The organism is Burkholderia sp. AU33423 (genome assembly GCF_002223135.1).
GTDB lineage: Bacteria > Pseudomonadota > Gammaproteobacteria > Burkholderiales > Burkholderiaceae > Burkholderia > Burkholderia lata_D.
In genome coordinates, this window is the sequence record NZ_NKFH01000003.1 from 97,060 (window position 1) to 114,341 (window position 17,282).

18 protein-coding genes and 1 tRNA gene are annotated in these 17,282 nt (G+C 63.6%); 16 read left to right on the top strand and 3 right to left on the bottom strand.

Going from position 1 to position 17,282, the window contains the following annotated elements; genetic code table 11:
* The first annotated feature begins 84 nt into the window (after nucleotides 1–84).
* The 9 genes from hisA to tatC all read left to right on the top strand — a co-directional run bounded on the left by hisA (nucleotide 85) and on the right by tatC (nucleotide 5,069).
* Entirely contained in the window at nucleotides 85–840 is a 756-nt protein-coding gene (gene hisA / locus CFB50_RS02035) for a 1-(5-phosphoribosyl)-5-[(5-phosphoribosylamino)methylideneamino]imidazole-4-carboxamide isomerase (RefSeq protein WP_069246967.1), read from the top strand.
* A 107-nt stretch (nucleotides 841–947) separates the two neighbouring features.
* Nucleotides 948–1,721, top strand: coding sequence for an imidazole glycerol phosphate synthase subunit HisF (gene hisF, locus CFB50_RS02040; RefSeq protein ID WP_011350732.1), 774 nt, complete (start codon nucleotides 948–950; stop codon nucleotides 1,719–1,721).
* Nucleotides 1,721–2,137: a phosphoribosyl-AMP cyclohydrolase gene (hisI, locus tag CFB50_RS02045; RefSeq protein WP_039366640.1), complete on the top strand. Its 417-nt coding sequence runs from the start codon at nucleotides 1,721–1,723 to the stop codon at nucleotides 2,135–2,137. Before hisF ends, hisI begins: the two co-directional genes overlap by 1 nt.
* Entirely contained in the window at nucleotides 2,134–2,499 is a 366-nt protein-coding gene (locus CFB50_RS02050; protein WP_006751798.1) for a phosphoribosyl-ATP diphosphatase, read from the top strand. The genes hisI and CFB50_RS02050 overlap by 4 nt, the downstream gene beginning before the upstream one ends.
* Before the next feature lie 69 nt (nucleotides 2,500–2,568).
* The gene (locus CFB50_RS02055; RefSeq protein ID WP_046544796.1) at nucleotides 2,569–2,961 is read left to right on the top strand and encodes a DUF4870 family protein; all 393 of its coding nucleotides are present in this window, start codon (nucleotides 2,569–2,571) and stop codon (nucleotides 2,959–2,961) included.
* Nucleotides 2,962–2,992: 31 nt separating this feature from the next.
* Nucleotides 2,993–3,358 (top strand): histidine triad nucleotide-binding protein, encoded by a 366-nt coding sequence (locus CFB50_RS02060; protein WP_046544797.1) that lies wholly within the window; start codon nucleotides 2,993–2,995, stop codon nucleotides 3,356–3,358.
* Between the two features lie 93 nt (nucleotides 3,359–3,451).
* Complete coding sequence (gene tatA, locus CFB50_RS02065; protein ID WP_021161850.1) at nucleotides 3,452–3,682, top strand: Sec-independent protein translocase subunit TatA; 231 nt, start codon at nucleotides 3,452–3,454, stop codon at nucleotides 3,680–3,682.
* A gap of 26 nt (nucleotides 3,683–3,708) precedes the next feature.
* Nucleotides 3,709–4,239: a Sec-independent protein translocase protein TatB gene (gene tatB, locus CFB50_RS02070; protein ID WP_089444831.1), complete on the top strand. Its 531-nt coding sequence runs from the start codon at nucleotides 3,709–3,711 to the stop codon at nucleotides 4,237–4,239.
* A 41-nt stretch (nucleotides 4,240–4,280) separates the two neighbouring features.
* Nucleotides 4,281–5,069, top strand: coding sequence for a twin-arginine translocase subunit TatC (gene tatC / locus CFB50_RS02075; RefSeq protein ID WP_046544799.1), 789 nt, complete (start codon nucleotides 4,281–4,283; stop codon nucleotides 5,067–5,069).
* 200 nt (nucleotides 5,070–5,269) lie between these two features.
* Here the strand turns inward: tatC and CFB50_RS02080 are convergent, their stop codons facing one another.
* Nucleotides 5,270–6,475: a Do family serine endopeptidase gene (locus CFB50_RS02080; RefSeq protein WP_089444832.1), complete on the bottom strand. Its 1,206-nt coding sequence runs from the start codon at nucleotides 6,473–6,475 to the stop codon at nucleotides 5,270–5,272.
* Nucleotides 6,476–6,496: 21 nt separating this feature from the next.
* On the opposite strand from CFB50_RS02080, the gene CFB50_RS02085 reads away from it, so the two are divergent.
* The 7 genes from CFB50_RS02085 to CFB50_RS02115 all read left to right on the top strand — a co-directional run bounded on the left by CFB50_RS02085 (nucleotide 6,497) and on the right by CFB50_RS02115 (nucleotide 11,641).
* Nucleotides 6,497–7,243 carry a Nif3-like dinuclear metal center hexameric protein gene (locus CFB50_RS02085; RefSeq protein ID WP_069246971.1) on the top strand — a complete coding sequence of 249 codons (747 nt, stop codon included), beginning with the start codon at nucleotides 6,497–6,499 and terminating at the stop codon, nucleotides 7,241–7,243.
* A gap of 218 nt (nucleotides 7,244–7,461) precedes the next feature.
* Complete coding sequence (gene petA, locus CFB50_RS02090) at nucleotides 7,462–8,082, top strand: ubiquinol-cytochrome c reductase iron-sulfur subunit (RefSeq protein ID WP_089444833.1); 621 nt, start codon at nucleotides 7,462–7,464, stop codon at nucleotides 8,080–8,082.
* Nucleotides 8,082–9,464: a cytochrome b gene (locus tag CFB50_RS02095; protein ID WP_089444834.1), complete on the top strand. Its 1,383-nt coding sequence runs from the start codon at nucleotides 8,082–8,084 to the stop codon at nucleotides 9,462–9,464. Before petA ends, CFB50_RS02095 begins: the two co-directional genes overlap by 1 nt.
* A 21-nt stretch (nucleotides 9,465–9,485) precedes the next feature.
* Complete coding sequence (locus CFB50_RS02100) at nucleotides 9,486–10,244, top strand: cytochrome c1 (RefSeq protein WP_069246974.1); 759 nt, start codon at nucleotides 9,486–9,488, stop codon at nucleotides 10,242–10,244.
* Nucleotides 10,245–10,336: 92 nt separating this feature from the next.
* Nucleotides 10,337–10,948 (top strand): glutathione S-transferase N-terminal domain-containing protein, encoded by a 612-nt coding sequence (locus tag CFB50_RS02105; protein ID WP_006400565.1) that lies wholly within the window; start codon nucleotides 10,337–10,339, stop codon nucleotides 10,946–10,948.
* Between the two features lie 71 nt (nucleotides 10,949–11,019).
* Nucleotides 11,020–11,547 carry a ClpXP protease specificity-enhancing factor gene (locus CFB50_RS02110; protein WP_089444835.1) on the top strand — a complete coding sequence of 176 codons (528 nt, stop codon included), beginning with the start codon at nucleotides 11,020–11,022 and terminating at the stop codon, nucleotides 11,545–11,547.
* A gap of 18 nt (nucleotides 11,548–11,565) precedes the next feature.
* A tRNA-Thr gene (locus CFB50_RS02115) sits at nucleotides 11,566–11,641 on the top strand.
* 205 nt (nucleotides 11,642–11,846) lie between these two features.
* On the opposite strand, the gene CFB50_RS02120 is transcribed toward CFB50_RS02115, so the two are convergent.
* Nucleotides 11,847–12,548, bottom strand: a complete 702-nt coding sequence (locus tag CFB50_RS02120) for a hypothetical protein (RefSeq protein WP_144020621.1) — start codon at nucleotides 12,546–12,548, stop codon at nucleotides 11,847–11,849.
* Nucleotides 12,549–12,564: 16 nt separating this feature from the next.
* Nucleotides 12,565–17,244, bottom strand: coding sequence for an RHS repeat-associated core domain-containing protein (locus CFB50_RS02125; protein ID WP_089444837.1), 4,680 nt, complete (start codon nucleotides 17,242–17,244; stop codon nucleotides 12,565–12,567).
* Nucleotides 17,245–17,282: the final 38 nt, after the last annotated feature.

Consider the following 17,282-nt stretch of genomic DNA (forward strand, 5'->3'; position numbering starts at 1 on the left):
TACTAAACTAGCGAGACGGCGCGGCACCGGTTTGGCCGGTACGCGCCTGATTCTTTTCATTTTCCACGACGACACCCGATTGCTATGTTGCTGATTCCGGCCATCGACCTCAAAGACGGTCAGTGTGTGCGCCTCAAACAGGGCGATATGGACCAGGCCACGATTTTTTCCGAGGACCCGGCGGCGATGGCCCGCAAGTGGGTCGATCTCGGCGCCCGGCGGCTCCATCTCGTCGACCTGAACGGCGCATTCGCCGGCAAGCCGAAGAATCTCGAGGCGATCGAAGCGATCCTCGACGAAGTCGGCGACGAAATCCCCGTACAGCTCGGCGGCGGCATCCGCAGCCTCGAGACGATCGAGAAATATCTCGACGCCGGCCTGTCCTACGTGATCATCGGCACGGCGGCCGTCAAGAACCCGGGCTTCCTGCAGGACGCATGCACCGCGTTCTCCGGCAACATCATCGTCGGGCTGGACGCGAAGGACGGCAAGGTCGCGACCGACGGCTGGAGCAAGCTGACCGGCCACGAAGTGATCGATCTCGCGAAGAAGTTCGAGGACTACGGCGTCGAATCGATCGTCTACACGGACATCGGCCGCGACGGGATGCTGCAGGGCATCAACATCGACGCGACCGTGAAGCTCGCACAGGCGGTCGGTATCCCGGTGATCGCGAGCGGCGGCCTGTCGAACCTCACGGACATCGAGAGCCTGTGCGAAGTGGAAGAGCACGGCGTCGAAGGCGTGATCTGCGGCCGGGCGATCTACTCCGGCGATCTCGATTTCGCGGCCGCGCAAAAGCGCGCGGACGAACTGAACGGCGAACTCGACAACGCGTAAGCGCGGTTGTCCCGCTCGCCGGGGCTGCCTGCAGGCGGCCCCGACCGGAAGCCTCGCGCGAGGCTTTCCGCAACCGGCCGTCCCAGCGCGGCATTTGGCGCAACATCATGGCTCTAGCTAAACGCATCATCCCCTGCCTGGACGTGACTGCCGGGCGTGTCGTCAAGGGCGTCAATTTCGTCGAGCTGCGCGACGCCGGCGACCCCGTCGAAATCGCCCGCCGCTACGACGACCAGGGTGCCGACGAACTGACCTTCCTCGACATCACCGCGACGTCCGACCAGCGCGACCTGATCCTGCCGATCATCGAAGCCGTCGCGTCGCAGGTCTTCATTCCGCTGACCGTCGGCGGCGGCGTGCGCGCCGTCGAGGACGTGCGGCGCCTGCTGAACGCGGGCGCGGACAAGGTCAGCATGAATTCGTCGGCGGTCGCGAACCCGCAGCTCGTGCGCGACGCGGCCGACAAGTACGGCTCGCAGTGCATCGTCGTCGCGATCGACGCGAAGCGCGTGTCGGCCGATGGCGAGACGCCGCGCTGGGAAGTGTTCACGCACGGCGGCCGCAAGAACACGGGCCTCGACGCGATCGAATGGGCGCGCAAGATGGCCGAGCTCGGCGCCGGCGAGATCCTGCTCACGAGCATGGACCGCGACGGCACCAAGTCGGGCTTCGACCTCGCGCTCACGCGCGGCGTGTCGGATGCGGTGCCGGTGCCGGTGATCGCGTCGGGCGGTGTCGGCTCGCTGCAGCACCTGGCCGACGGCATCAAGGACGGCCGCGCCGATGCGGTGCTGGCCGCGAGTATCTTCCACTACGGCGAGCACACGGTCGGCGAGGCGAAGCGCTTCATGGCCGACCAGGGCATCCCGGTGAGGCTGTGATGAATACGGAAACGAACGCATTGCCCGCGTGGCTCGACAAGGTCCGCTGGGACGACAACGGCCTCGTGCCGGTGATCGCGCAGGAGGCGTCGACGAACGACGTGCTGATGTTCGCGTGGATGAACCGCGAGGCGCTGGCGAAGACGATCGAGACGCAGCGCGCGGTCTACTATTCGCGCTCGCGCAAGCGCCTCTGGTTCAAGGGCGAGGAGTCGGGCCACGTGCAGCACGTGCACGAGGTGCGGCTCGACTGCGACGAGGACGTCGTGCTGCTGAAGGTCGAGCAGGTGTCGGGCATCGCGTGCCACACCGGCCGGCATTCGTGCTTCTTCCAGAAATTCGAAGGTACCGTCGACAGCGGCGACTGGGTCGCGGTCGAACCGGTGCTGAAAGACCCCGAACACATCTACAAATGACGCAATCGACCGAAGACACGCTGCTGCGCCTCGCGGCCGTGATCGATAGCCGCAAGGGCGGCGATCCTGATCAATCGTACGTATCGCGCCTGTTCCACAAGGGCGACGACGCGGTGCTGAAGAAGATCGGCGAAGAGGCGACGGAAGTCGTGCTGGCCGCGAAGGACGTGCGCCAGGGCGGCGCGCCGACCGCGCTCGTCGGCGAGGTGGCCGACCTGTGGTTCCACTGCCTCGTGATGCTGTCGCATTTCGACCTGAGCCCGGCCGACGTGATCGGCGAGCTCGAGCGCCGCGAAGGGCTGTCGGGTATCGAGGAGAAGGCCCTGCGCAAGCGTCGCGAGCGCGAGGAAAACGGCGGTTGACAGGCCCTTGTCGCGGGATGGCCACAGTGCGGTAAGCTGTAAGAATTGTCATCTAACGGGGGTAGCATCATGACCGATACGCCAAGCCAGTTTCCGCCGCCGTCGGTGCCGGGGGCCGCGGACGCCGAGCGCCTGAACGGGCTGCGCACGCTGACTCACGTGCTCTACGGCCTCTATGCGTTTCATTGGCTGACGGGCGGCGTCACGGGCATCATCGCGATCATCATCAACTACGTGAAGCGCGACGATGTGGCCGGCACGCCGTATGCGGCCCACTTCGAGTGGCAGATCCGCACGTTCTGGCGCGCACTGATCGCGTATGTGATCGGGTTCGCGCTGATGTTCGTGGTGGTCGGATTCGCAGTGATGTTTGTCACATGGATCTGGACGCTGTACCGTATCATCAAGGGTTGGCTGTACCTGAACGACAACAAGCCGCTCGATCCGCAGGCCTGGTTCTGACCGGCCGCGGGCGGGCGTCTGCAGGAGCAACATGAGTCACGATCCGAATTGCCTGTTCTGCAAGATCGCGGCAGGCGAGATCCCGAGCACGAAGGTGCACGAGGATGACGAATTCGTCGCGTTCCGCGACATCCGCCCGGCGGCCGAGACACACGTGCTCGTGATTCCGCGCCAGCATCTGCCGACGCTGTCGGCGGCGAGCGACGCCGATGCACCGATGCTCGGCCGGCTGATGCTGCTCGTCTCGCGTCTGGCCAGCCAGCTCGGCGTCGCGTATACGGGGGGCGAAACCGGTTTCCGTACGGTGATCAACACGGGCCCGGGCGGCGGGCAGGAGGTCTACCACCTGCACGCGCATATCCTGGCCGGCCCGCGCCCCTGGCAGCGGATGGGTTGACGGCGCGGGGCGTTTCCCCGCATCGATTGTCGAAGCCGGCGCGTTGCCGGCGATTTACGCCGCATGGCGGCGTGGTTGAGGAGAGGTTTCATCATGGGTGGATTGAGCATTTGGCACTGGCTGATCGTGCTGCTGATCGTCGCGCTGGTTTTCGGTACGAAGAAGCTGCGCAACATCGGCAACGATCTCGGCAGCGCCGTGAAGGGTTTCAAGGACGGCATGAAGGACGGCGAAGCACCGGCGGACGCGCAGCAACTGCCGCGCTCGGGCTCGGTCGACGTCAACGCGAAGGAAACGACGCGTTCCGACTCGAACAAGGCGTAACGCCGGTACGCTGACAGGCATTCGCGATGCTGGATCTCGGTCTTTCGAAGATGGCGCTGATCGGCGTCGTCGCGCTCGTGGTGCTCGGCCCCGAGCGCCTGCCCCGCGTTGCGCGTACGGCAGGCGCGCTGTTCGGCCGTGCGCAGCGGTACATCAACGACGTGAAGGCCGAGGTCTCGCGCGAAATCGAACTCGACGCGTTGCGCACGATGAAGACCGATTTCGAGGCGGCCGCGCGCAATGTCGAGACGACGATTCACGACAACCTGCGTGAGCACGAGAAGGACCTGAACGACACGTGGCATTCCGCGGTCGGCGGCATCAACGAAGCGGCGGGCGACGCCGGTTCGACGGGTTCCGACACGCCCGCCGCGCCGTCGTGGCGCGGCAGTACGGCCGCGCTCGCGCCGAAGCGCCGCAACTGGCGCGTCAAGCAGGCGGCTGCGCCTGCCTGGTACAAGCGCGCGACCACCCGCCGTATGCACGTGCAGTCGGGCGCCGCGCGTGTCGCGCGCCACCAGCCGGCCAGCCTGCGCCGGCCGACGCGCTTCTTCTGAGCCGAGCGCATGCTCGCTCGTCAATCCTACCGAGGGCCGGTGTGAGCGACCCCCAGCAGAACCCGGGCGACGCCCCGGAAGAAACCTTCATTTCCCATCTCGTCGAGCTTCGCGATCGCATCATTCGCGCGGGCGCGGCCGTGATCGTCGTGTTCCTCGGGCTCGTCTACTGGGCGCCCGACATCTTCCGGCTGCTCGCGCGGCCGCTGATGGAGAACCTGCCGAAGGACGGCAAGATGATCGTCACCGACGTCACCGGCTCGTTCTTCGTGCCGATGAAGGTCACGATGCTCGTCGCGCTGGTGATCGCGCTGCCGATCGTGCTGTACCAGATCTGGGCGTTCGTCGCGCCGGGGCTGTACCAGCACGAGAAGAAGCTCGTTGCGCCGCTCGTCGGCAGCAGCTACCTGCTGTTCCTGTGCGGCATGGCGTTCGCGTACTTCCTCGTGTTCCCGACGATCTTCCGCGTGATGGCGCACTACAACGCGCCGCTCGGCGCGGAAATGACCACCGACATCGACAACTACCTGAGCTTCGTGCTCGGGATGTTCATCGCGTTCGGGGTCACGTTCGAGGTGCCGATCGTCGTCGTGCTGCTCGTCCGGATGGGCGTGCTGTCGCTGAAGAAGCTGAAGGAGATGCGTCCGTACGTGATCGTCGGCGCGTTCGTCGTCGCGGCGGTCGTCACGCCGCCGGACGTGTTCTCGCAACTGATGCTCGCACTGCCGCTGGTCGTGCTGTTCGAGATCGGGCTGCTGGCGGCGCGGTTCTTCGTGCCGAAGAAGCCGGCCGAGGAAGGCGAGGCGGAGAATGGAGAAGCCGCCAGTTGATGGCGGCGCGCCGGGCGGCGCGCGGCGGCCGGACTTCCGGACGCCGGGCTTGAGCGAAACCCGGTGGCGTAGTCGGTCGAAAAGCGGATGGCGGGGACGTCTGCCCGGCGACAAGGGTTAAAACAAAGGGCAGCCAACCGGCTGCCCTTTTTCATTTCCGACGGTGTCCCGGCATGCGGCCGTGCGCCGCTCGCCCGACGTCACTCGGTATCGCTGTCCTGCTCGTCGAGCGCCTGCTTCGGCGGCGGTGGGCGCTTGCCGATCACCACGTTCAGGTCGAACGCCTTGCCCTTGCGCACCACGTGCACCTTGGTCGACGTGCCCGGCTTGATTTGCGCGACGGTGTTCAGCAGCTTCGTGGTGTCGGTGATCTCGTCGCCGTTGACCGAGATCAGGATGTCGCCCGGCTTGATGCCGGCCTTATCGGCCGGGCCGCCCTGCAGCACGCCGGCGACGATCGCGCCCGATTTCTGCGTCAGCCCGAACGACTCGGCGATCTCCGGCGTGACGTCCTGCGGCTCAACACCGATCCAGCCGCGCGTGACCGAGCCCGTCGTGATGATGCTTTCCAGCACCGTGCGCGCGGTCGACACGGGGATCGCGAAGCCGATGCCGAGCGAGCCGCCCGAGCGCGAGTAGATCGCGGTGTTGATGCCGAGCAGGTTGCCGTTCACGTCGACCAGCGCGCCGCCCGAGTTGCCGGGGTTGATCGGTGCATCGGTCTGGATGAAGTTCTCGAACGTGTTGATGCCGAGGTGGTTGCGGCCCAGCGCGCTGATGATCCCCATCGTGACCGTCTGGCCGACACCGAACGGGTTGCCGATCGCGAGCACGACGTCGCCGACCCGCGACTGGTCGGAGCGGCCGAGCGTGATCGTCGGCAGGTTCGTCATGTTGATCTTCAGCACGGCGAGATCGGTTTCGGGATCGCTGCCGATCACCTTCGCGGTGCCCGTGCGGCCGTCGGCGAGCGCGACTTCGATCTGGTCGGCGCCGTCCACGACGTGCTGGTTCGTTAGAATGTAACCTTCAGGGCTCACGATAACGCCCGAGCCAAGGTTGGCGGCCGGTTCGTCCTGCTGCTTGCGGGCGTTGCGGTCACCGAAGAAGTAGCGGAACAGCGGATCCTTCGCGCGCGGGTCGGGCGGCAGCGAGCCGTCCTTGCTGGAGAACACGTTGACGACGGCCGGCATTGCCTTCTGCGCGGCTTCGGCGTACGACGTGGTCGCCGGTGCGCCGCCGATGCCCGGCGCGACTTCGCGCAGCGCGACGATCGGCGTGGCGAGCTGCTTGCCGAGCTGTCCTTGCCGTTGCAGCCATTGCGGCTTGAGCGTCACGACGATGAACATCAGCGCGAGCAGCACGGTAACCGCCTGCGCGAAGAACAGCCAGAAGCGTCTAAGCATCTGAATGGATTAGAGGTTTATATGGATCGGATCGAACTTGAATTGTACTTGAACAATACCCTTGAAACCGCGCGCTTCAAGGACTATTGCCCGAATGGCCTCCAGGTAGAGGGGCGCCGCAAGATCGACAAGATCGCTACCGGCGTGACGGCATCGGTCGCGTTTCTCGAAGCCGCGCTCGAATGGGGGGCAGATGCCGTGCTCGTCCATCACGGTTATTTCTGGCGCAACGAGTCGCCGCAGATCACGGGCCGCAAGTACCAGCGCCTGAAGCTGCTGCTCGCGAACGATCTGAACCTGTTCGCGTTCCACCTGCCGCTCGACGCGCATCCCGAATTCGGCAACAACGCGCAGCTCGGCGACCGGCTCGGCCTGATCGGCGAGCAGCGGTTCGGCGAAGGCGACCTCGGCTGGATGGCGACGCTGCCGATGCCCGTCACGCTCGAGCATTTTGTCGCTAAGGTCGAGCGCACGCTTGGCCGCACGCCGCTCGTGCTCGGCGATCCGGACATGCAGTTACGCCGCATCGCGTGGTGCACGGGTGCCGCGCAAAGCTATTTCGACGCGGCGATCGACGCCGGCGCGGACGTGTTCCTGACCGGCGAGGTGTCCGAGTACGTGACGCACACGGCCGCCGAGAGCGGTGTCGCGTTCGTTGCGGCAGGGCACCATGCGACCGAGCGCTACGGAATCCAGGCGCTTGGCGCCCACTTGTCCGAAGAATTCGATATCGAACACCTTTTTATCGATATCCATAACCCGGTCTGAATGCCGGATTTGCGGCAGCGCATCGAAATTTCTCAATGTAGCAAATGCTTAAAAGTGAAATGATTTAATCGCTCCGATAGTGGGGGATAACCCTTAACTATCAAACACTTCGAAGGGATTTTCATCTCCGGGCCTTGTAAATGGCGGCTCCATTCGAGCAAACTAGCGGCGGAATGGAAAGTCGTGACGGAAAATCCAACTCAGAAGTGGGGCGTGTGATGCGAGACAAGGAAGAGAAACGCGTCGACAGCGGCCGCCGTACCTGGCTGATTGCGACATCCGTAGCAGGTGGCGTGGGAGGCGTAGCCACCGTCATACCTTTCGCGGCGTCGCTTGCGCCGTCCGCGAAAGCGAAAGCGGCCGGTGCACCGGTCGAAGTCGACATCAGCGCGCTGAAGCCCGGTGAAATGGTGACCGTGCCGTGGCGCGGCAAGCCGGTGTGGATCCTGAACCGCACCGATGCGATGCTGGCCGACGTGGTCAAGGCCGACAAGGAAGTGGCCGATCCGACCACTGAAAAGCCCTATACGATGCCGTTGCCCGCGTATTGCGCGAACGAATATCGCGCGCGGGCCGATCGCAAGAACATTCTCGTCGTGATGGCCGTGTGTACGCACCTCGGCTGCACGCCAAGCCAACGCTTCACGCCGGGTCCGCAGCCGAACCTGCCGGACGACTGGCCGGGCGGCTTCCTCTGCCCGTGCCATGGTTCGACCTACGACCTCGCCGGCCGCGTGTTCAAGAACAAGCCGGCGCCTCAGAATCTCGACATCCCGCCCTACATGTTCACGTCGGCGACGACCCTCGTGATCGGCAAGGACGAGAAAGGAGAAGCGTGATGGCCGCCGACAACAAGGAAGTCTCCACGACAGGTTTTACCGGCTGGATCGACCAGCGCTTCCCGCTCACGTCCACCTGGAAGAAGCACGTTTCCGAGTACTACGCGCCGAAGAACTTCAACTTCTGGTACTTCTTCGGCTCCCTCGCGCTGCTGGTGCTCGTCAACCAGATCGTCACCGGCATCTTCCTGACGATGAACTACAAGCCCGACTCGACGCTCGCGTTCGCGTCGGTCGAGTACATCATGCGCGAGGTGCCGTGGGGCTGGCTGATCCGCTACATGCACTCCACGGGCGCATCGATGTTCTTCGTGGTCGTCTACCTGCACATGTTCCGCGGGCTGCTTTACGGGTCGTACCGCAAGCCGCGTGAACTCGTGTGGATCTTCGGCTGCGCGATCTTCCTGTGCCTGATGGCCGAGGCGTTCTTCGGCTACCTGCTGCCGTGGGGCCAGATGTCGTTCTGGGGCGCGCAGGTGATCGTGAACCTGTTCTCGGCGATCCCGTTCGTCGGCCCCGACCTGTCGCTGTGGATTCGCGGCGACTACGTGGTGTCGGACGTCACGCTGAACCGCTTCTTCGCGTTCCACGTGATCGCGATTCCGCTCGTGCTGGTCGGCCTCGTGATCGCGCACCTCGTCGCGCTGCACGAAGTGGGCTCGAACAACCCGGACGGCATCGAGATCAAGGCGAAGAAGGACGAGAACGGCGTGCCGCTCGACGGCATCCCGTTCCACCCGTACTACTCGGTGCACGATTTCCTCGGCGTGTGCGGGTTCCTGATGGTGTTCGCGCTGATCGTGTTCTTCTCGCCGGAGATGGGCGGCTACTTCCTCGAGGCGAACAACTTCGTCCCGGCGAACCCGCTGCAGACGCCGCCTGAGATCGCGCCGGTCTGGTACTTCACCGCGTTCTACGCGATGCTGCGCGCGACCACCGACCCGTTCAAGATCGTCCTGATGATCGTGATCGCGTTGCTCGGCGTGCTCGCGCTGATCCGCGCGCGCGGCAAGTGGAAGGCGGGCCTGCCGGTGCTGGCTGCGGCGATCGTCGTGTTCATGTACCTGACGGAGTCGAAGTTCTGGGGCGTCGTCGTGATGGGTTCCGCGGTGATCACGCTGTTCTTCCTGCCGTGGCTCGACCGCAGCCCGGTGAAGTCGATCCGCTACCGGCCGCTGTTCCACAAGGTGTTCCTCGGGATCTTCGTCGTGGCGTTCCTGACCCTCGGGTTCCTCGGCACGCGGCCGCCATCGCCGGCCTCGACATTGATCGCGCAGGCCTGTGCGCTGATCTACTTCGCGTTCTTCCTCGGCATGCCCGTCTGGACGCCGCTTGGCACGTTCAAGCAGCCGCCGGAGCGGGTGCGCTTCAAGCCCCATTAATGTGAGCGAGGAGAGAACGACGTGAAGAAACTGCTTTCGACACTCGCGTTGATCGGGGCGACCGCGTGTGCGCTGCTGGTGGCGCCGGCGGTTCGGGCGGAAGGTAATTTTCCGCTCGACCGGGCGCCCGATAACACGGAAAATCTCGTTTCGCTTCAGCACGGCGCGCAATTGTTTGTAAACTATTGCCTGAACTGCCACAGCGCGAACCTGATGCGCTACAACCGTCTGACGGATCTGGGCATATCCCAGAAGGAGATCGAAAAGAATCTCCTGTTCACGACCGACAAGGTCGGCAACACGATGTCCGTCGCGATGCGGCCCGAAGACGCGAAGAACTGGCTCGGCACCTCGCCGCCCGACCTGTCGGTCGAGGAGCGCGCACGCGGCCGCGACTGGCTGTATACGTATCTGCGGAGCTTCTACCGCGACGATACACGGCCGAGCGGCTGGAACAACGCGGTGTTCGAGAACGTTGGCATGCCTCATGTACTGTGGCAGCTGCAGGGGCAGCGCGCCGCCAAATTCGAAGACAAGACGGACGAGGAGACGGGCGAGAAGGTCCATACGCTCATCGGCTTCCAGCAGGTCACACCGGGGACACTGTCCGCGGTGGATTATGATTCTGCGGTTGCCGACCTGGTGGCGTACATGACCTGGATGTCCGAGCCGGCTCAGCAGACCCGCAAACGCCTCGGCGTATGGGTGCTGATCTTTCTCGGTGTCCTGACTTTCCTGGCCTGGCGGCTCAATGCCGCGTACTGGAAAGATATCAAGTAATCACGCCTGACCGGCGTGGGGCCGGCGCAAGGTGGAACCCCGGAAGGGGTTCGCCGCGTGCCGGCCCTCGGCTTTTTTGAGGAAACGCAAACATGATGGTTCTGTATTCCGGCACAACTTGCCCGTTCTCCCAGCGTTGCCGGCTGGTGCTGTTCGAGAAGGGCATGGACTTCGAAATCCGTGACGTCGACCTGTTCAACAAGCCGGAAGACATTTCGGTGATGAACCCGTACGGTCAGGTGCCGATCCTGGTCGAGCGCGACCTGATCCTGTACGAATCGAACATCATCAACGAGTACATCGACGAGCGCTTCCCGCATCCGCAACTGATGCCGGCCGATCCCGTGCAGCGCGCACGTGCACGCCTGTTCCTGCTCAACTTCGAGAAGGAACTGTTCGTCCACGTCAGCACGCTCGAAAACGAGAAGGGCAAGGCAGCGGAGAAGAACCACGAGAAGGCACGCCTCGCGATCCGCGATCGCCTGACGCAGCTCGCGCCGATCTTCGTGAAGAACAAGTACATGCTCGGCGAGGAGTTCTCGATGCTCGACGTCGCGATCGCGCCGCTGCTGTGGCGTCTGGATCACTACGGCATCGAGCTGTCGAAGAACGCGGCGCCGCTGATGAAGTACGCCGAGCGGATCTTCAGCCGTCCGGCCTACATCGAAGCACTGACGCCGTCCGAAAAGGTCATGCGTCGTTGATGGTGCAATGAGTGCATGACGGAGAGGGCGGCGCGGCGTGCCGCGCCCCCGCTCCGGGTTCGAGGATTGTGATGCAAGAGATTTCAACGAAGCCTTATCTGCTGCGCGCGTTGTACGAGTGGTGCACCGATAACGGTTACACGCCGCATATCGCGGTGAGGGTCGACAACTCGACGCGCGTACCGCGTCAGTTCGTGCGTGACGGCGAGATCGTGCTCAACATCAGCTTCGAGGCGACGAGCCAGTTGCAGATGGGCAACGAGTGGATCGAGTTCACGGCCCGGTTCTCCGGGAAGGCGCACAAGATCGAGATTCCGGTTGCCAACGTGCTCGCGATCTATGCGCGCGAGAACGGGCAGGGCATGGCGTTCCAGGTCGATGCGGTCGCGGGCGAAGGCGCGGATTCGGGTGCGTTCGACGAAGATGCTGCACCGACGGATGATGCGCAACGCGGCGAGTCGCCTGCTGGGTTGACGCCGGTTGCCGACAGCGGCGCGAACGAGGAACCCTCCGAAGGCGCCGACGAGCCGCCGAAAACCGACGGTGATGGCGACGGTTCAAAAGGTGGCAGCAGACCTCGCCTCAAGATCGTGAAATGAGGTAGAATCTCGCGCTACGCCGGCTTAGCTCATCTGGTAGAGCAGTTGATTTGTAATCATCAGGTGGCGGGTTCGAGTCCTGCAGCCGGCACCAAATTGAACGAAGGGCCGGGAGGTTTTCCTCCCGGCCCTTTGTCGTTTCTGTCCCGCAAGGCGACAAACCCGACGCGGGTCGCGTGGCATACCCGCTTCCACCGCATCGCATGTTCCGACGCAAGCATGCGGAATCTCTTTCACGACTCCGTGCCGTAGGATTTCCGGTCGGGACGACGGTGTCGCCTGTCAGGAGCGGTGTATCGCTAAGCGATGTCGTTGCGACGAAGCCAGTCTTTCAGGCAGTGCTTGCATACCGACTTCCCGCTTTCGAGCAGGTGGAGGCTGCGCTCGCCCGATTTCATTCGATAGATGCCAGTAGCAAGATCGATATCCGGTCCCAGCACACGAAGAAGGAAGGCTTCGTCGAACCAGAATTTGTTTTCTGCTTTCGGTGAAGTCACGACTACATTGATTAGCCGACCGTGCGGCACCGCATCACGCCGATCGATCAACGCTGCCATGGCTGGCGATGTGCGCGAACCGACCGCAATCCCGTGGATGTCACATTTGACTAGCGGACCGTCCAACGTCGCATTGTCTGCGACGATCGCCGTGTCGAACGCGCGTGATACGGGCGTCGGCGAGTGCGGTTGTTCGCCCGAACGTACGAGCAGTTCGTCCAGGCAATCCGGGCAAACATGCTCGCATGCCCGGTCGAGCAACGCGAACTTTCGCAGCTCGGTGACATGCGCGACGCCGTCGACATGGTTGGCGGTTACCGCATGCTCGTCCAGATCCGCGCGCGTCATCCATACGACGTGGCTGCGCTTGGGCCGATCCAGCGATACCCGCACCAATTCATCGGGCTCGAATCGTCCGCGCTCGCGAATTCGGTCGCCGATGCGCTTCGCCGCTACGGTGAATGGGCGCACGCCGTGCCTGGCGCACAACGTTGGAGACATCATCTGTCGTTACCTCCGGTTACCTTACACGTGGGCCGACGCCATGTCGGTTGAGGAATGCCCATGCACGCTTGCCTTTCGCCGGAACGTCGGCTCCCCCGGCGTTGAGCACGTCCATCACGTGCGTCATGCAGCTGTTGTTGGACACGTCGTAGGCACCGTCTGGTTCAGCCCGAGTGGCGCGCACCTTGTCGCGCTGATATTTCTGTGCGGCACCGACGTCCGGGATGTCGAAGGTCGCGCTGTTGATCGGTTCGGCGGACGTGGTACTACTGACGCGTGCGATCCAGGTTTCGTCGCCCGAGGTCTGCTGTTCGGTATGCATGCTGCCGGTACCGGCGATGGTCTTGACGGTGTAATGCCCGGTCGCATCCTCGAGGGGGTTGGACCAGTAGATCACGCATTTGCCTCTCGCCAGCCCGAGCGGGTCGATGTAGGCGACGGGATTGGGCGCGTACTGGTACGTATTCACACCGCCGTGCAGTGCGATCGGGTCTTCGCTGATGAAGCGCCCGAGCTGCGGATCATAGTACCGGAGGCGATTGTAGTGCAGCCCAGTTTCGTCGTCGAACTGCTGGCCCTGGAATCGCAGCGGGTTGCGGGGCGTCGCACCGGCAGCCCGTGATGCGCGCGCAATGACTTCCTGTGCATGGCCCCAGGCTCGATAGGAAGCCTCCCATACCACTTCGCCGGCTTCGTCCGTGAGCATCAACGGCGTGCCGATCTGGTCGCAGTGATAGTAAAACACGCTGGCGTCGCCTTCACGGCGAGGATGACGCTGCAGCGCGTCGCTTTCCGGCGCGTATCGATTGGTCTCGTCGTGCGTCGGCGTGGGCATGCCGATGCTCGAGCCTGAGAGGAACTGGACGAGTGGCACCGACGTCCCCGGTTCGTATACGTAGTGCGTGCTGCGATTGCCGTCGGTCTCGTAGGCGAGCTGGTCGCCTTCCCAGCCGAATATGATGCGTTCGCCGTCGACTTCCTTCGCGATCCGGCGCCCGAGCGCGTCGTAGTAGTAACGCGCGTGGCTCTGACGGTTCTGCGTCGAGATGCGGGCCGCCGTCAGGCGGCCGAACGCGTCCCATTCATAGTGCCGTTCACCGCTCGGTGAGCGGGCATGAACGAGGTTGCCGCGTGGGTCGTACGCGAAGCGTGTGCCGGCGTACTCGGTCAGCAGGTTGCCCAGCGCACGCGGTACGTTCGCCGGTAGCGTGTTGTCCGGCCGTACGGGGCTGGCACCTGGCGACGGGCGGGACGTGGCCGACTGATCCGGATTGGCGAAATTTCCGGCCGCGTCGAACGCGAAGCGCTCCGAACCGGCCGGGCCGGATGATTCGACAAGGCGTCCGGCCGGATCGTAACGATAGCCGATGATGCCCTTGAGGCTGTCCTCGATCTCGACCGCCTGCCCCGCGGCGTCGTAGCGATAGCTGCGGGCGGCGAACGGGGCCGGTGCCTGGTTGCGCTGCACCGATCGTCGGGCCAGTCGGCCGGCCGGATCAAATGCCGTGAATTGACTGACGCGGCTCGACAGCGTGCGTACCGTTTCGCGATGCAGGTCGTCGCGCTCGAACTGCAAGTGCTCCTTGCCGTCGAGCAGCATCCCGTGCACGTGTCCCGAACCATAGGTGAGCCAGTCGATCGAATGACCGTCCGGGCGAATGGTCCGCACGCGGTTGCCCAGCTCGTCATATTCGTGATGCCACACGTAACTGCGCGCTTCGCCGAACAACGTGTACGCATGGTGCTCGCGAACCAGATTGCCGACCGGATCAAAGAAGCGCTGCACGCGGCTATGGCGGTTGGTTGCGTCGATCCATCTGCCGCTCGCATCGAAGACGAAGCGCTCGGAATCGTCGCCTGCCGCGCGGGCATTCGGCCGGCCGGCGCGATCGTGTTCGAGCGTCACGACTTGCCCGGCATCGTCGATAGCCTGCAGCAGGCCGTCCGTTTCTCCGTACGTGTAACGGATCGTTCGTCCGTCGAATCCCGTTTCCCGAACGATTCGGCCCAGCGCGTCGTACTCGAAACCGTACGTTGCGGATTGCGCGTTGACGACGGCAGTGACGTGCCCCAGTCCGTCATAGCGGTACGTAGTCGCGTGCCCCAATGGATCGGTCCGACGTACGATCCGGCCCGCGGCGTCATAGTCGAAACGAGTCTCGTTGTTCAGGGGATCGACATGAGCAAGCAACCGTCCTTCGGCGTCGTAGCTGACGCGCTCGATTCCCGCTGGCGTCCTGATCTCGATCGGTCGGCCGTTTTCGCCATAAGCAAATGTCGTCACGGCGCCTGACGCATCCTGCTCGGAGGCCAGCCGTCCGTCGGCATCGTAGGTCAACGCGGTGGATTTGCCGGAACAGTCCGTCCGGGACGTCAGGCGACCCGCGGCGTCGTAGGTGAGCGAAACGACGCCGCCCTTCGCATCCTTGATTGCCGTGACGTTGCCTTGCCCGTCGTAGCTGTATTCGGTTCGGTGACCGAGCGGATCGATGCGAGCGGCGACCTGTCCGGCCGCATCGTGCTCCTGTTTCCAGACATGGCCGTGCGGATCGGTTACGCCGACGAGACGCGTGTCGTCGTCATAGGTCATGGCGATCGTGCTGCCGTCCGCCCGCACGTGCTCGACGAGATTGCCGCGTGCGTCGTAACGCATGTGCTCGACGCTGCCGTCGCGATGGATGTATTGCGTCAGGTTGTCATGCTCGTCGCGATACAGCCATTCCTCGCTGCCGTCGGGGTGAATGACCCGGAACGTGTAGCCCTTGATGTCGTAGTAATGGCGCGACACGTTGCCGAGCGCATCGGTGACGGACACCATCCGGAAGTCGGGGTGCCAGGCAAGCGAGACCGCGTGACTTCCGTCGTCCGCCCGCTCGCGGATGCATTTCGCCTTGGGTCCCGATCCGTCCCATTCGAGATGCATGCCGCGTCCGGTTCGATCCGTATAGTACGTGACCAGATGATTGGCGTAGCGATACGAGCGGGTATTGCCATAGCGATCGGCGGCCGCGACGAGGTCGCCTTCCCGGTCGTACGTGTACGTCGCCAGCGTGCCCAGTCGCACGCCGTCTGCGTCGTGGTGGACGATCTCCACGATGCGGCCGTGTGCGTCATGCCGGAATGCGACGAGGGCATGCGGCGCAATGATTCGGGACAGGCGTCCCGGTGCATCGTAGTCGAGGGTGAGTTGATTGCCGGTCAGGTCCTTGACGAATGCGAGTCGGAACCTGTCGCCGTGCCTTTCGTACACTTCGACGAGTTCGGGGCCGCGCGTGAGTGTCAGCCATTGGTCGTCGACGCGAAGCAGGGTGAGGCTTTCGGCGAGGTCGTCCTTCGCCTCACCCGGGGCCAGCAGCGGGTAATCGAGACTCCGGCCGTCGGCGCCGTGGTAGACGAGCTTCGTGGCGTGAATGTCGAAGCGCGATGTGTAGGGCGTGATCCAGCGCGCACCGAGTTCGCCCCGATCGTCGTAGGCGTCGAAGAAAGACCGGTAGGTCCGTTGCCAGGTGATCGATAACGGGCCATCGAGCACGAAATCGTCATGCTCGATCCGTTCATCGCCGAGCGCGAATCCAATCGAGCCCACGCTGCGCTCTCGTGTCGTCGGCACGGGGCACCCGCGCTTGCAGTCGCCGGCACCGGGATGCTCCGCCGGTGCCGAGTGATTCATGACTTCGTTGCGGGCTTGCGGTCGCTGTGCCACGACACGGGCCTGTCCGCGGGACGGGATGCCCGTCATGTGCTTCTTCGGATTGACCTGACGCCAGCGCATGACGCCCTGTTCGCCGACCTCGATCAACCAGCCGATCTTGCCGATCTCGTTGCCGTCGAGGCTGCGAACATACTTCATCGTGGCCGGGATTTTTGCCCGCAGATCGTTCGAGATCTTCAGCAGATCCTTGCTGGCGGCCGGATCGATGAATTTGGCGGTTTTGGTCGCGACGTTGGCGACGCCCTTTACTTCGATCTTCGCGAAGTCGATGATGAACTGGCCTGCACCATGGAACACCTTCTTCGCGTCGTACGACGTGAATCCGGCCTTGATGTCCTTTGCGTGGCGCTCGGCTGCTCGCAGGTTCCCGTCCACCTCGAAGCCTTTTTCGCCGGCGGCCTGAGCGAAGAGATCGGCAAAAGCGGTCATCAATTTGCCGATGTATTCCGCGCATTTGTGGAGCAGATCCGAGAGCCCCGCTTTCAGGTGCTTGATGAAGTTTTCGATCTCGCCGGCGAAGCGTTCGTTCAGGCTCGTCGCAATCGCGCCGATTACGGCGTCCCGCAACATGTACGCGGATGATTCGAGCACGGCCTTGCCGCTTTTCGCGACTTCCTGGCGAATGATCTTCAGCAGCGGCCGGGCGGCAACCCGTATTTCCGCGGTGCCGGGTGGCAACGGCACGACGCCGATCAGATCCAGTCCGAGATTGGTCCAGTCGAATACGTCGACAGGTTTGCTGCCATGCTCGATCATCGCCTTGATATCGAGCACGACGTCGACCGCGGCAAAGATGTTGGCAAGAATCGGTATGCCGGATGCCACCATCTTGAGGCGTTCGGCATTGACCAGTCCGCCACTGATGTTGACCAGCCATGCATCGATCACCTTGATCGATGCATCGACGTCAATGGGTTGGATTCTGTTGAGCGGCGACACGAAAACGTCGGTCGGCTTGGGAAGAAGGGCGCCCGAATCGGCCATGATGTATTTTTTTCCGAAGGAGTTGGACGAGACGGTGC

Bases quoted from the DNA above. Each gene is read 5' to 3' on its own strand.
- hisA (WP_069246967.1), top strand. From the start codon at position 85: ATGTTGCTGATTCCGGCCATCGACCTCAAAGACGGTCAGTGTGTGCGC.
- hisF (WP_011350732.1), top strand. From the start codon at position 948: ATGGCTCTAGCTAAACGCATCATCCCCTGCCTGGACGTGACTGCCGGG.
- hisI (WP_039366640.1), top strand. From the start codon at position 1,721: ATGAATACGGAAACGAACGCATTGCCCGCGTGGCTCGACAAGGTCCGC.
- CFB50_RS02050 (WP_006751798.1), top strand. From the start codon at position 2,134: ATGACGCAATCGACCGAAGACACGCTGCTGCGCCTCGCGGCCGTGATC.
- CFB50_RS02055 (WP_046544796.1), top strand. From the start codon at position 2,569: ATGACCGATACGCCAAGCCAGTTTCCGCCGCCGTCGGTGCCGGGGGCC.
- CFB50_RS02060 (WP_046544797.1), top strand. From the start codon at position 2,993: ATGAGTCACGATCCGAATTGCCTGTTCTGCAAGATCGCGGCAGGCGAG.
- tatA (WP_021161850.1), top strand. From the start codon at position 3,452: ATGGGTGGATTGAGCATTTGGCACTGGCTGATCGTGCTGCTGATCGTC.
- tatB (WP_089444831.1), top strand. From the start codon at position 3,709: ATGCTGGATCTCGGTCTTTCGAAGATGGCGCTGATCGGCGTCGTCGCG.
- CFB50_RS02080 (WP_089444832.1), bottom strand. From the start codon at position 6,475: ATGCTTAGACGCTTCTGGCTGTTCTTCGCGCAGGCGGTTACCGTGCTG.
- CFB50_RS02085 (WP_069246971.1), top strand. From the start codon at position 6,497: ATGGATCGGATCGAACTTGAATTGTACTTGAACAATACCCTTGAAACC.
- petA (WP_089444833.1), top strand. From the start codon at position 7,462: ATGCGAGACAAGGAAGAGAAACGCGTCGACAGCGGCCGCCGTACCTGG.
- CFB50_RS02095 (WP_089444834.1), top strand. From the start codon at position 8,082: ATGGCCGCCGACAACAAGGAAGTCTCCACGACAGGTTTTACCGGCTGG.
- CFB50_RS02105 (WP_006400565.1), top strand. From the start codon at position 10,337: ATGATGGTTCTGTATTCCGGCACAACTTGCCCGTTCTCCCAGCGTTGC.
- CFB50_RS02110 (WP_089444835.1), top strand. From the start codon at position 11,020: ATGCAAGAGATTTCAACGAAGCCTTATCTGCTGCGCGCGTTGTACGAG.
- CFB50_RS02120 (WP_144020621.1), bottom strand. From the start codon at position 12,548: ATGATGTCTCCAACGTTGTGCGCCAGGCACGGCGTGCGCCCATTCACC.
- CFB50_RS02125 (WP_089444837.1), bottom strand. From the start codon at position 17,244: ATGGCCGATTCGGGCGCCCTTCTTCCCAAGCCGACCGACGTTTTCGTG.